This is a genomic window from Halosolutus amylolyticus, assembly GCF_023566055.1.
Taxonomy (GTDB): Archaea; Halobacteriota; Halobacteria; order Halobacteriales; family Natrialbaceae; genus Halosolutus; species Halosolutus amylolyticus.
In genome coordinates, this window is record NZ_JALIQP010000001.1 from 948,741 (window position 1) to 962,324 (window position 13,584).

Sequence of the window (13,584 nt, forward strand, 5' to 3'; positions counted from 1 at the left end):
CCATGAGCAGCCAAGAACGAGAAGCCAAGGTATACGTCAACGGGTCGCTGGTGGGGACACACCCCGATCCGCACGAACTGGCCGAACAGATCCGGGAAGCACGACGCATCGGCGACGTCAGCGAGATGGTCAACGTCTCGGTGAAAGAGCGCACGCGCGAAGTGATCGTCAACGCCGACGCCGGTCGCGCACGGCGACCGCTGCTGGTCGTCGAGGACGGCGAACCGCGCATCTCCGACCAGGAGATCGAGGCGCTCCGCGAGGGTGACCTCGAGTTCGAGGACCTCGTCGACCACGGCTACATCGAGTTCATCGACGCCGAGGAGGAGGAGGACATCTACGTCGCCGTCGACGAGGACGACCTGAACGAGGATCACACGCACCTCGAGATCGACCCGCAGCTGATCTTCGGGATCGGTGCGGGGATGATCCCCTACCCCGAGCACAACGCCAGCCCGCGCATTACGATGGGTGCGGGGATGGTCAAGCAGTCGCTCGGTCTGCCGAGCGCGAACTACCGCATCCGGCCGGACACGCGCCAGCACCTCCTGCACTACCCGCAGCTCTCGATGGTCAAGACCCAGACCACCGAGCAGATCGGCTTCGACGATCGACCCGCCGCCCAGAACTTCGTCGTCGCCGTGATGAGCTACGAGGGGTTCAACATCGAGGACGCGCTCGTCATGAACAAGGCCTCGGTCGAGCGGGCCCTGGCTCGATCGCACTTCTTCCGCACCTACGAGGGCGAGGAACGGCGGTATCCGGGCGGTCAGGAGGACCGCTTCGAGATCCCCAGCCAGGACGTCCGCGGGGCTCGCGGCGAGGAGGCGTACACCCACCTCGACGAGGACGGTCTCGTCAACCCCGAGACGACGGTCGACGAGAACAGCGTCCTGCTCGGGAAGACGTCCCCGCCCCGGTTCCTCGAGGAACCGGACGACATGGGCGGGCTCTCGCCACAGAAGCGCCGCGAGACGTCGGTAACGATGCGCTCCGGGGAGAGCGGCGTCGTCGACACCGTCACGCTGATGGAGGGCGAGGACGGCTCGAAGCTCTCGAAGGTCTCGGTGCGCGACGAGCGGATCCCCGAACTCGGGGACAAGTTCGCGTCCCGGCACGGCCAGAAGGGGGTCGTCGGCCACCTCGCACCCCAGGAGGACATGCCGTTCACCGAGGAGGGCGTCGTGCCCGACCTCGTCCTGAACCCACACGCCCTGCCGTCGCGCATGACGGTCGGGCACATCCTCGAGATGATCGGCGGTAAACTCGGCGCGATGGAGGGCCGTCGCGTCGACGGGACGCCGTTCCTCGGCGAGGACGAGTCCGCGCTCCGCGAGGGACTCGAGGATGCCGGCTTCGACTCCGCCGGCAAGGAGACCATGTACTCCGGGATCACCGGCGAGAAGATCGAGGCCGAGATCTTCGTCGGGATCATCTTCTACCAGAAACTCTACCACATGGTCTCGAACAAGCTCCACGCCCGATCGCGCGGGCCGGTGCAGGTGCTGACCCGCCAGCCGACGGAGGGTCGCGCCCGCGAGGGCGGGCTCCGGATCGGGGAGATGGAACGCGACGTATTCATCGGCCACGGAGCCGCGATGACGCTGAAAGAACGACTGCTCGACGAGTCGGACCGCGAGTTCATCCACATCTGTGGCCAGTGTGGGATGAGCGCGGTCGAGAACGTCGAACAACGACGGGTCTACTGTCCGAACTGCGACGAGGAGACCGACATCCACGAGATCGAGATGAGCTACGCGTTCAAGCTCCTCCTCGACGAGATGAAGGCCCTCGGTATCGCACCGCGACTCGAACTCGAAGACGCCGTCTAGAACTATGCAAAACGGGACACCAAAAGACATCGGCAAGATCAACTTCGGGCTCATGGAGCCCGAGGAGTACCGGGAGATGAGTGCGACGAAGATCATCACCGCCGACACCTACGACGACGACGGCTTCCCGATCGACATGGGGCTGATGGACCCCCGGCTGGGCGTCATCGACCCCGGCCTCGAGTGCAAGACCTGCGGGAAGCACTCGGGTTCGTGTAACGGCCACTTCGGCCACATCGAACTCGCCGCGCCGGTCATCCACGTCGGCTTCACGAAGCTCATCCGGCGCCTCCTGCGGGGGACCTGCCGCGAGTGTTCGCGGCTCCTGCTGACGGAGGACGAACGCGACGAGTTCCACGACCAGATTACGGAATCCCGGAAGCTGAGTCGCGACCTCAACGACGTGACCAAGGCCGCGATCCGGCAGGCCCGCAAGAAGGATCGCTGTCCGTTCTGTGGCGAGATCCAGTACGACATCGACCACGAGAAACCGACCACGTACTACGAGGTCCAGCAGGTTCTCACGAGCGAGTACTCCCAGCGCATCGCCGGCGCGATGCAGGGCGACGAGGAGGAAGGCGTCGAGCGAACGACGCCTGACGAACTCGCCGAACAGACCGAGATCGACCTCACGCGGATCAACGAGATCCTCTCGGGGTCGTTCCGGCCGCGCGAGAGCCAGCGCAAGGCGATCGAGAAGGCCCTGGACATCGACCTCACCGAGGAGGACACGAACAAGTTGATGCCCTCCGACATCCGCGACTGGTTCGAGGACATCCCGGACGAGGACATGGAAGTGCTGGGGATCGATCCCGAGCGCTCCCGGCCCGAGTGGATGATCCTCACCGTCCTTCCCGTCCCGCCGGTCACTGCGCGGCCGTCGATCACGCTCGACAACGGCCAGCGTAGCGAGGACGACCTCACGCACAAACTGGTCGACATCATCCGGATCAACCAGCGGTTCATGGAGAACCGAGAGGCCGGCGCGCCGCAGCTGATCATCGAGGACCTGTGGGAACTGCTCCAGTACCACGTCACGACGTTCATGGACAACGAGATCTCGGGTACGCCGCCGGCGCGACACCGTTCCGGCCGCCCGCTCAAGACCCTCTCCCAGCGGCTGAAGGGCAAGGAGGGCCGCTTCCGTGGCTCGCTGTCCGGGAAACGCGTGAACTTCTCCGCCCGAACCGTCATCTCGCCGGACCCGACCCTCTCGCTGAACGAGGTCGGCGTTCCGGACCGGGTCGCCAAGGAGATGACCCAGACGATGAACGTCACCGAGCGTAACCTGGAGGACGCCCGGCGGTTCGTCGCGAACGGTCCCGAAGGCCACCCGGGCGCGAACTACGTGCGCCGACCCGACGGCCGCCGGCTGAAGGTGACCGAAAAGAACTGCGAACAGCTCGCAGAGAAGGTCGAGGCCGGCTGGGAGGTCAACCGACACCTCATCGACGGCGACATCGTCATCTTCAACCGTCAGCCGTCTTTGCACCGGATGTCGATCATGGCCCACGAGGTCGTGGTCATGCCGTACAAGACGTTCCGGCTGAACACCGTCGTCTGTCCGCCGTACAACGCCGACTTCGACGGCGACGAGATGAACATGCACGCCCTCCAGAACGAGGAGGCTCGCGCGGAAGCGCGCGTGCTCATGCGTGTCCAGGAACAGATCCTGAGTCCCCGCTTCGGGGAGAACATCATCGGGGCCATCCAGGACCACATCTCGGGGATGTACCTCCTGACCCACGACAACCCCCGGTTCAACGAAACGCAGGCACTCGATCTGCTGCGTGCCACTCGGATCGACGAACTGCCGGAGCCGAGCGGCATCGACGACGAAGGAGTCCCGTTCTGGACCGGCTACGACGTCTTCTCCGAACTCCTGCCCGACGACCTCAATCTCGAGTTCACGGGCACAGTCGGCGACAAAGTGGTCATCGAGGACGGCCAACTCGTCGAGGGGACGATCGCCGAGGACGAGGTCGGCGAGTTCGGCGGCGAGATCGTCGACCAGATCACGAAGGTCTACGGCAACACCCGCTCGCGGATCTTCATCAACGAGGTCTCGACGCTCGCCATGCGGGCGATCATGCACTTCGGGTTCTCGATCGGGATCGACGACGAGACCATCCCGGAAGAGGCCCAGGCTCGCATCGACGAGACGATCGAGGACGCCAACGATCGCGTCGAGGAACTGATCGAGGCCTACGAGCGGGGCGAACTCGAGTCCCTGCCGGGCCGAACGATCGACGAGACCCTCGAGATGAAGATCATGCAGACGCTCTCGCGTGCGCGTGACAATGCCGGTAACATCGCGGAAGAGCACTTCGAAGAGGACAACCCGGCGGTCGTCATGGCCTCCTCGGGGGCGCGTGGCTCGATGCTGAACCTGACGCAGATGGCCGGCTCGGTCGGTCAGCAGGCAGTCCGCGGGGAGCGGATCAATCGCGGCTACGAGGACCGGACCCTCTCTCACTACAAGCCGAACGACCTCTCGGCGGAGGCCCACGGCTTCGTCGAGAACTCCTACACCGGCGGCCTCACCCCGCGGGAGTTCTTCTTCCACGCGATGGGTGGTCGCGAGGGGCTGGTCGACACCGCAGTCCGAACCTCGAAGTCCGGCTACCTCCAGCGCCGTCTGATCAACGCGCTCTCCGAACTCGAGACCCAGTACGACGGCACCGTTCGCGACACCAGCGACACGATCGTCCAGTTCGAGTTCGGCGAGGACGGCACCTCGCCGGTCAAGGTCTCCTCCGGCGACGACAACGATATCGACGTCGAACGGATCGCCGATCGCGTGCTCGACTCCGAGTTCGCGTCCGAAGAGGAGCGAGCGGAGTTCCTCGGCACCACACAGGAGCCGACCAACCTCTCGGAGAAGGCGGACGATCGTCGCTTCTACGAGGGTCCGGAGGTGACCTCCGATGACTGAGGTCGACTACGACGTCGACGACGACACGATCGCGGTCGTGGAGGACACCAATCTCCCCCGGCGACTCAAAGACGAGGTCTACGAGACGCTCGAGGGCCGGGGCGACGCCACCGTCGAAGACGCCGACGAACTCGCGAAGGCCGTCGAGGCCCGGTACGTGGACACTCGCGTCGATCCGCTCGACCCCGTCGGTACCGTCTCCGCCCAGTCGATCGGGGAACCGGGGACCCAGCTGACGATGAACACGTTCCACTACGCGGGGGTCGCGGAGATCGACGTGACCCAGGGGCTTCCCCGACTCATCGAACTGGTCGACGCCCGGAAGACCCCGGACACGCCGATGATGACCGTCCACCTGGAGGACGAGTACGCCACCGAGCGCGAGCGGGCCCACGAGGTCGTCTGGAAGATCGAGGCCACCAAGATCCTCGCGCTGGGTGACGTCTCGACGAACGTCGCGGACATGCGCGTCCAGATCTCGCTCAACGACGACACCCTCCGCGAGCGGATGATCACGCCGGAAGAGGTCGCCGAGATCATCGAGGACCACCTCGGCGTGAGCACGGTCCAGCAGGGGACCCAGATCCAGTTCGGCCCCGAGGAGCCGTCGTATCGCGACCTGCTCCAGCTGGTCGAGGAACTGCGCGACATCACGTTCAAGGGGATCGAGGAGGTTTCGCGGGTCGTCATCCGCCGCGAGGAGATGGACGACGGCAGCGAGGAGTTCGTCCTCTACACCGAGGGGTCGGCCTTCGGCGACGTCCTCGAGATCGAGGGCGTCGACGCCTCCCGGACGACGTGTAACAACATCCACGAGATCCACCGCAACCTCGGTATCGAGGCCGCCCGCGAGGCGATCATCGAGGAGACGAACAACACGCTGGCCGAGCAGGGGCTGGACGACGTCAACGTCCGGCACCTGATGCTCGTCGCGGACATCATGACGAATCGTGGTGAGATCGAGTCGATCGGCCGTCACGGCATCTCGGGCTCGAAGGAGTCCGTACTCGCCCGTGCCGCGTTCGAGGTTACGGTCAACCACCTGCTCAACGCCGCGATTCACGGCGAAATCGACGACCTGGACGGCGTTACCGAGAACGTCATCGTCGGCAAACCGATCAAGCTCGGGACCGGCGACGTCGACCTCCGGATGGGCTCGACGAGTTCCGGCGGCGGACAGGCCGACTGATCGATGGGCGTCCGGCTCACCGACGACGCTCGCCAGTATCTCGCGGCGTTCGAGGACGCGACGGGCGTCGGCGGAACGGACTGCATCGTCGACGACGCGGCTGGCGACGGGACGACCCGGCTCCTGATCGTCGTCGCGAGCGACCGAATGGCCGACGCGATCGGACCCGGCGGTCGCACGATCCAGCAGTTCGAGGAGCGCGTCGACGCACAGGTCCGTCTCGTCGAGGCTGCCGACGACCCCGAAACCTTCGTCGCGAACACGCTCGCGCCGGCGGCCGTCTACAACGTGACGATCAGCGAAAACGACGACACCGTCGCCTACGTCGAAGTGGCCGAGGAGGATCACGGCGTGGCGATCGGACAGGGCGGCCGCACGATCGACGCCGCACGCACGCTGGCGGCTCGTCACTTCGGGATCGACGACGTGCAGTTGATCTGAGCGGTCGATCGCTCTCCCGGTTCTTCGTTCGGAAACCTCAGGGCGTCCGAGCGTCGCTAACGTCCGCTGTGACCGTTATTTGATCGAGCGAGACGCCCGCAGAATCGGCGAGCGAGGTATCTAAAGCGCTCTCGTGCCGTAACGCCCGACTCGAAACGGGCCGCTTAAGTGGCTTCGACGGATAACGACGCTCATGGCAAACGGCAAGTACGCCGCGCGCAAGCTCAAGAAGGACCGCCAGGAGCAGCGGTGGTCCGACTCGGACTACGCGCGCCGCGCCCGTGGACTTCGCGAGAAGTCCGACCCACTCGAGGGCGCCCCGCAGGGACGAGGTATCGTACTCGAAAAGGTCGGCATCGAAGCCAAACAGCCCAACTCGGCGATCCGAAAGTGCGTCCGGGTGCAGCTGATCAAGAACGGCAAACAGGTCACCGCGTTCTGTCCCGGTGACGGCGCCATCTCGTTCATCGACGAACACGACGAAGTCACCATCGCCGGTATCGGTGGGGCGAAGGGTCGTGCGATGGGCGACCTCTCCGGCGTCAACTACAAGGTCGACAAGGTCAACGGCGTCGCGCTCAAGGAACTGGTCCGCGGTAACGCAGAGAAACCGGTGCGATAACTATGGCTGCAGAAGACCAACCGGATCCTGACGCCCCGGCAGGCGGTGCCGACGTCTCCGCGAAGCTGTTCGGCACGTGGGAGATCGGCGAGATCGAGTACGGCGATCCCTCCACCGAACGCTATATCACGGTGACGCCGATCGCTCACACCGCCGGCCGCCACGCCAGCAAGCAGTTCAAGAAGTCCCAGGTCTCGATCGTCGAGCGGTTCATCAATCGCTTGATGCAGACCGAGGAGAACACGGGCAAGAAACAGCAGTCGCTCAACCACGTCCGCGAGGCGTTCGAACTCGTCCACGAGCGCACCGAGGAGAACCCCGTTCAGGTGCTCGTGACCGCCGTCGAGAACGCCGCCCCGCGCGAGGAGACCGTCCGCCTGAAGTACGGTGGCATCTCGGTCCCCAAGGCCGTCGACGTCGCCCCCCAGCGACGCGTCGACCAGGCCCTGAAGTTCCTCGCCGAAGGCGTCTACAACGACTCGTTCAAGACGACCACGCCCGCAGCGGAAGCGATCGCCAACCAGCTCGTCGGCGCGGCCAACTACGACGTCCAGACGTACGCGATCAGCCAGAAAGAAGAGAAAGAGCGCGTCGCGGCGGCTGCACGCTAACGCGGTTCTTATTTCATTTTCTGATGATCGATAGTGAGCGACTGCTCCAGTTCACAATTCGGTCGTTTTTATCTCCTTGCTCCACCGCAGTTCACTGTCCAAGAGGACCGGGAAATCACCGCTCTCAAGGAAGTCTACGAGTTGACGTTTCGTGACGGGAGTTTCTCCAGCGTTGCCCGGAAATAGATGATACGCGTCGACCGGTTCGATGCGAGGGCGGTGTATCCCACCGAGGGTGGATAGCTCCGTTATGTATGTGTGGCAGTCGATCGTTCTCTTACCTAATTTTCGTTTGATGATTCCCAGCAATGGTGATCCGGATTCTGGTTGTGAAACTGTTGTTTTCCCTGCCCCGATAATTTGATACTGCTGTCCACCAGTGCGGACCGTTCGTGTGATATCCATTGTCGCATACATCGGAAAGCCGTGACTCAGGAGTTGAGCAACGATACTCCCCACCTCGACAGCCTCCCGATTTTTCACATCATCGAGCGTTACGATCCCTGCCTGGCTACCCAATTCGATGAGTTGGCGGCCTTGACGATAGGATTGACATGCGTTGAGGAAGAAAGCTGTCGCGCCAACGGTATCGATCTTCGATGCGTCTATCTTTCCATTTGAACACCGAAAGCCCTCTCGATCGATGTGCCCGATATAGTGAAGGAAGTCGCTGTTTTTCGCCAGAATATCTCCGAATTCGTCCTTCGTCAGGTTGTGATGGAGCGTAACCTCTAACGGGAACCGATCTCGTTCTTCGTATTTGCTGTGTACGCTCACGAATTCGCTGTTCATTTTTGGATCGTTACAAACGACCTCTATTTTGATCGGCCCCGATCGGGGAGATCGGTCGAGGCTGTGTCGGAATGCCGATAACGGCGACCGACCCATAACCGTTGAGGACCTGACCGTGTTCCAGCGTTGATGAGCAGTCGCGCGAGTTTCCTCGTGCAAAACGTGGGAAGCAGATTTGTTCGAGAAGGTGTCGTCTTGGGTGGTATAAATCACCGATAGTTCTTCGACGAGGTGGGGAAGAAATTTCACGTTCTTCTCATTTTCTTCCAGTTTAGTTGTAACAGGCCAGGTTGGGAGATACGACATGACCGTCTCGAACGGTTCTTTGAGGTAGATCTCTGTTCGAGAGGCCAGTGATTCATTATATGTTTCCTCGATATCAAATTCGAGGTGTGGTTCCACAACCTGTCGCTCGTACAATGGTCCTGGACCTTCGCCCTCGGTTCGAACGATACAATCCAAGAAAAACACCTGTCTCAGTACCCGTTCGACTGTTGATTCGAATTCGTCCCCATTCCCGAGTCGGAACGAATATCCTGTTGGCGTTCTGAGTAGGGGTTCTGCTCCGGGAACCACTTTCGCCCCGAGATAGTATGCAAGCGGCGCAACGACGAGTACGTGCCTGACATCTGACGGTATCTCGATCGTGATGCCCGTTTCCGGACGCTCGAATTGATCCGGAATATTTAGTTTGTTGCCGAGTTCGATAATCGGTGGATGGCCCCTGAGCGTGGCGTACGATCGTTCGACTGACGTCGTTTTAAGTGCGGAACTGAATAACGATACTGCCTTCATCAAATCTGATGGATCCGTCGTGGTTTTGATCGTCCCTGCTGGGTTCGTATGAAACGATCGGGCACCGATAACTACCTCGGTAGCACTTCCGAACGAGATTTCGCTGTCTTCGCTTCCAAAGTCAATATCCATAGAACTATCGACAGCAAAGTACACCTTCATCCCTGAAGAAATGTCCAGAACGTATCTATCGTCGGGGAGGGAGAGTGATTGGTTTGGGTTTACTTCCGCAATTAATACCCCCTCATCGTTGTGTACGTAGATCGACTCCTTCGTCAGTACCGTCAATGAGTTCGTAATAATCTGTCTCGTTGTATCCACTGGATACGGTATCTTACGGCCCCTGGACGGTACAGGTTCTACCTTTTTTGGTGTCAGGAGTCGTTGTCTGATCCGTTCGATCGGATCGATAATTTCTAACCCATCTGAAGTATTTTCAATCGTGGCCTTCATATTCTAACACCTATTGTCAATAAGATTATTAAACACGAGTCATATGTTAGTATTATGCTCTCCGATAGTGGTTATATTGTTGGAAATCAAACCGGTTGGTTGCAGTTACTCGATCACATTTAATAGCACCTGCCGACCAGTACTGGTACGAGACGTGGTGCTGGAATCTACTATCCATCTATTCGTCGTCCATCCGGACTTGACACTTGAGGATCCAGATGTGCTCGATCGTCGTATGGATTTCGAAATTTCCGACGCTGAGTTCGACAAATCGATCCTAGACCAGATCGACGAGAGTTACGATGTCGTACTCCTTGATTGGAATCTCGAGATACCCGATGCACGTGGTGTACTGGATATCGTTCGACAACGTACTCCCGACACACGGATTCTTGCATTGATGTCGGACGTCCCCTCAGAAGACCCGATCGATCGCGGTGCCGACGAATTCCTTGTCCAGCCGGTCTCGGACGAAACGCTATACAGGACGATCGAGCGACTGGCTCTGGAAAAGGAATACGAGGAATCGATGAACGAACTCTTCCGACTGGCGACCGAGCGAGCCCTGCTCCAGACGGAGCGAGATTCGGACGCCGACGTAACCGATCAGTACGTGTCCGTTACTCAGGAACTGCAGGAGTGTAGAGACCGTGCAGCATCGATCCGGGAGGAACTCTCGCTTGAGGAGTTCGATCGGGCACTGCGCCAACTGCTCGACGAGTGAAAGGCCGTAATTTACGAATTCCCTTTCTGAGGTCTGGATTTCCGTGTCTAAGGGGCTGTTCTATTATCTCATACGTTTCGATCGGTTAACACACGGAATAATACTATTATTGCTATATATGATATATTAAAATAAATTGATTACGGGCGCGTTCCATGGGTAGAACGTACCATGACGGACTTAACTCAGTACCTGAAGAATCACCCGCGAATGATCGGTGTGCTGTTCACCATGATGTTAGTCTTGTCCCAGGCAGGGACTGTTGCAGCAATTAATAGTTCTTATCACGGTCCCTAATCGATTCAACTGTTTTTATAAACATATCGCTCCAGATCATTTCGCCATTATACACGACAGGTACATCATCGACAGATAATAAATCAAGTACTTGACTAGTTGCAATAGAGAGGTTTTTTGTATTACCCGGGTTTATATAATGTGTGTTTATTGACTCTATATGTGGTACGAACACTCCTCCCTTTCCAGAACTAGGTGTAAGGTACGTATCCATTTCGACTTTCCACATGTTATTCTCCCGAGAAACTAAACAAATCGCTGGTTCTCCCCTTCTTGATTGGGCTATCCTTGTAGCCCCACTGCCTACAATGTGATATTGTTCCGCCATCACGTTCTTCCTCCGAGCAATATCTAAAGATGCATAAATAGGAAACCCTTGATTTAACAGCCGTGCGATTGTCTTGCCGACACTAATGGCCCCGCTATTAACAACATCAGTGAGTGTTACGATTCCTCCGATACTCCCTTTTTCTATAAGGGTTAGCCCCTGATCATGTGATTGGCATGCGTTGAGTAAGAACGCTTTTAGGCCGACGCTGTCGAGTGATTTGGCGTCGAACTTTCCGTTCGAACACTGAAATCCATCTGTGTCGATGTGGCCGATGTAGTGGCAAAAATCGCTCTCCTGGGTGAGAATCCGTTCAAATGCGTTCTTCGTTAGATTGTGATGAATAGTCACATCAAACGGAAGTTCTTTGTGATTACCATAGAATTTGTTTACCGTCTCGAGTTCTTCGTTCATCTTCGAGTCGTTACAGACCACATCGATCGAGATGGGATCGTCTTTCGGCGTTCGCCCGATATCGTTCTGGAATGCTGTCAAGGGAGTCGTACTCGAGATCGGTGACGAATTCGTTCCGTTCCACCGCTGTTGCACCGTTGAAGTTTCCGATCCCCCGTGAGGGTGGGCTAGTGTGTCTGTTCCTCTGGTCGAGTGGCGAGTTTGACTCCCACTACCTCGTGTAAACGCTTCGATCGCCTGATTCTGGGCCTCGACCCGTGGCTTCTTGTCCCGAGTTTCGTCTCTCCCGTCCAGTTTTACGATCGAGAGATCGTCAGCGATGAACGGAAGAAATTCGATCGTTTCGCTCGGGGAATCGACCCGCGTCTCGAGTTGCCACTTCGGAAGGTGTGGTTCTAGGGAGGACACAGGTTCGTCGAGATACATCGCAACCTGTTCCGAAAGCGACTTCTCGTACGCAATTCCGGGGTCGAAGTCGAGAATCGGTTCGACGGCTTCCCGTTCATGGAGGGACAGCGGCGTCATCCCCTCGGTTCGAACGATGCAATCAAGCAAGAACAGTTGCTTGAGCGTTCGTTCTACGGTTGATTCGAATTTACCATCGGTCTTGAGCGAATGCGTGTACCCCGTTTCGGTGATGAGCTTCGGCTCCGGGCCGGGCGTGACGGTCGCTCCGAGATAGTATGCGAGTGGAGTAACGACGAACACGTAGCCCAGTTCCGGTGGTACTTCGATACGAATCCCCGTCTGTGGCCGGTCTATCGTAGCAGGAATGTGCAATTCCTCTCCCTGTTCGAGTTTCGGCGGATGTCCTCGAAGCGTCGGGTACGATCGCTCCGGCGTCGTCGTTTTGAGAGCCGATCCGAACGCAGACACTGCTTTCATTACGTCCGTGGGCTCTCTCGTCGTGGTAATCGTCTCCGCAGGGCGCGTGTGATACGATCGGGCACCGATGATCGCGTGGGTCCGATCTTCGAAGGAGATGTACGTTCGATTGGTATCGGAATAGATGTGAAGTCCGCACGTTATATTCACATACACTTTCATCGAGGCGGAAAGGTCGAGCGTATATTCCCCCTGACGAAACGATCGCTGTTCGTTAGGTTGGACTTCGCCAACCATGGATCCGTCCGCGCTGCGAATATAGATGGTCTCCTTCGTCGATAGCGTGAGCATTTCCGTCGTAATTCCGACCGCTGCATCGATCGGATACTGGATTCGATCGCAATCGACAGCAGTCGGTGTCACCGGCTCGTGGGTCGTGAGCCGGTACCGGTGGCGTTCGATCGGGTCGATAATTTCGAGGCCGTCCTCGATCGGTTCGAATTTCGGGTTCATTGGAGTGGGGAGTGAGAGCGCAGAGTCGCAGTCACGAACCGGCCGTCGAGATAGTGAACTCGCATGACCGCTGGTGAGATAGCTGTTACGTCTCGGGTGCGGTGAGCCACCCGGAACAGTGGCCACTGTCCGGGAGGGACCATCGCTCCTGGAGGCAGTTGTTCCGATCCTGGAGTTCGACGAGGACGTCGAACAGCGGTTTCAGGACCGGGACGACGTCGGCGTCCGGCTCGACGGGGAGCAGGTAGTGGACCATTCCATCGACGTCTGTCACGCGGCCGTTGATCAGGTGAACGAACTTGAACACCTGTTCGGTGCTGTAGTCCTCGAGCAGCGGGAGCAGGGAGTCGACGCCGACCCGGAGTTCGCTCGGTTCGAAGCCGTCGGCGTCGGTTTCGAAGTCCTCGATCGCGCTCGAGATGGCGATGCCGAGGTCGCCAAGGGTGTCCGCGGTGGTTCCGTCGTCGTCGATCGCCGGCGGGGTGTGGTCGTCGATCGGTTCGGAGGCGACGGCGCTACGCGTCTGGCTCCCGTAGGTGACGAACCGGAGTCCGTCCGAAATCGAGGGCTCACTCACGAGCGAGTGATGATCACCGCTGCTCGTCGAGACGAGCACGCGGCGGCGGTCACGTTCGGACGCGTGTCCCAGCAGGCGTCGGGAGGCGCTCCGCTGATGCTCGGGGCGGACGGAGCCGACGACCAGGACGCTCGCACCCCGTCGTTTCAACTGTGACAACTCTTCGGTGAACGAATCGTCGGTCGGCTCTTCCTCGCGATCCTTGGCCGAGAACATCAATTGTATGTTCCACTCGT

11 protein-coding genes are annotated in these 13,584 nt (G+C 59.3%); 8 read left to right on the forward strand and 3 right to left on the reverse strand.

What is annotated here, in order from left to right; translation table 11 throughout:
* Positions 1-2: 2 nt before the first annotated feature.
* The 6 genes from rpoB (at position 3) to MUN73_RS04605 (ending at position 7,630) form a co-directional block, all read left to right on the forward strand.
* On the forward strand, positions 3-1,832 hold the full coding sequence (gene rpoB / locus MUN73_RS04580; protein WP_250139260.1) for a DNA-directed RNA polymerase subunit B: 1,830 nt from the start codon (positions 3-5) through the stop codon (positions 1,830-1,832).
* A 4-nt stretch (positions 1,833-1,836) separates the two neighbouring features.
* The gene (locus tag MUN73_RS04585) at positions 1,837-4,767 is read left to right on the forward strand and encodes a DNA-directed RNA polymerase subunit A' (protein ID WP_250139261.1); all 2,931 of its coding nucleotides are present in this window, start codon (positions 1,837-1,839) and stop codon (positions 4,765-4,767) included.
* Positions 4,760-5,956, forward strand: a complete 1,197-nt coding sequence (rpoA2, locus tag MUN73_RS04590) for a DNA-directed RNA polymerase subunit A'' (protein WP_250139262.1) — start codon at positions 4,760-4,762, stop codon at positions 5,954-5,956. The genes MUN73_RS04585 and rpoA2 overlap by 8 nt, the downstream gene beginning before the upstream one ends.
* 3 nt (positions 5,957-5,959) lie before the next feature.
* On the forward strand, positions 5,960-6,397 hold the full coding sequence (locus MUN73_RS04595; RefSeq protein ID WP_250139263.1) for a NusA-like transcription termination signal-binding factor: 438 nt from the start codon (positions 5,960-5,962) through the stop codon (positions 6,395-6,397).
* Positions 6,398-6,590: 193 nt separating this feature from the next.
* Positions 6,591-7,019, forward strand: a complete 429-nt coding sequence (locus tag MUN73_RS04600; protein ID WP_006671958.1) for a 30S ribosomal protein S12 — start codon at positions 6,591-6,593, stop codon at positions 7,017-7,019.
* A gap of 2 nt (positions 7,020-7,021) precedes the next feature.
* Positions 7,022-7,630 (forward strand): 30S ribosomal protein S7, encoded by a 609-nt coding sequence (locus tag MUN73_RS04605; RefSeq protein WP_250139264.1) that lies wholly within the window; start codon positions 7,022-7,024, stop codon positions 7,628-7,630.
* A 51-nt stretch (positions 7,631-7,681) separates the two neighbouring features.
* On the opposite strand, the gene MUN73_RS04610 is transcribed toward MUN73_RS04605, so the two are convergent.
* Complete coding sequence (locus tag MUN73_RS04610) at positions 7,682-9,670, reverse strand: hypothetical protein (RefSeq protein WP_250139265.1); 1,989 nt, start codon at positions 9,668-9,670, stop codon at positions 7,682-7,684.
* A gap of 235 nt (positions 9,671-9,905) precedes the next feature.
* Between MUN73_RS04610 and MUN73_RS04615 the strand changes: the two genes are divergently transcribed.
* Both MUN73_RS04615 and MUN73_RS22760 read left to right on the forward strand, forming a co-directional pair.
* Positions 9,906-10,394: a HalX domain-containing protein gene (locus tag MUN73_RS04615; protein WP_250139266.1), complete on the forward strand. Its 489-nt coding sequence runs from the start codon at positions 9,906-9,908 to the stop codon at positions 10,392-10,394.
* 171 nt (positions 10,395-10,565) lie between these two features.
* On the forward strand, positions 10,566-10,691 hold the full coding sequence (locus MUN73_RS22760) for a DUF7503 family protein (protein ID WP_425492715.1): 126 nt from the start codon (positions 10,566-10,568) through the stop codon (positions 10,689-10,691).
* On the opposite strand, the gene MUN73_RS04620 is transcribed toward MUN73_RS22760, so the two are convergent.
* Together MUN73_RS04620 and MUN73_RS04625 are read right to left on the reverse strand one after the other, a co-directional pair.
* A complete protein-coding gene (locus MUN73_RS04620) occupies positions 10,666-12,771 on the reverse strand; it encodes a hypothetical protein (RefSeq protein WP_250139267.1) in 2,106 nt (701 codons plus the stop codon). The two genes, MUN73_RS22760 and MUN73_RS04620, sit on opposite strands and share 26 nt — an antisense overlap.
* 85 nt (positions 12,772-12,856) lie before the next feature.
* Positions 12,857-13,564: a DUF7504 family protein gene (locus tag MUN73_RS04625; protein ID WP_250139268.1), complete on the reverse strand. Its 708-nt coding sequence runs from the start codon at positions 13,562-13,564 to the stop codon at positions 12,857-12,859.
* Positions 13,565-13,584 lie beyond the last annotated feature (20 nt).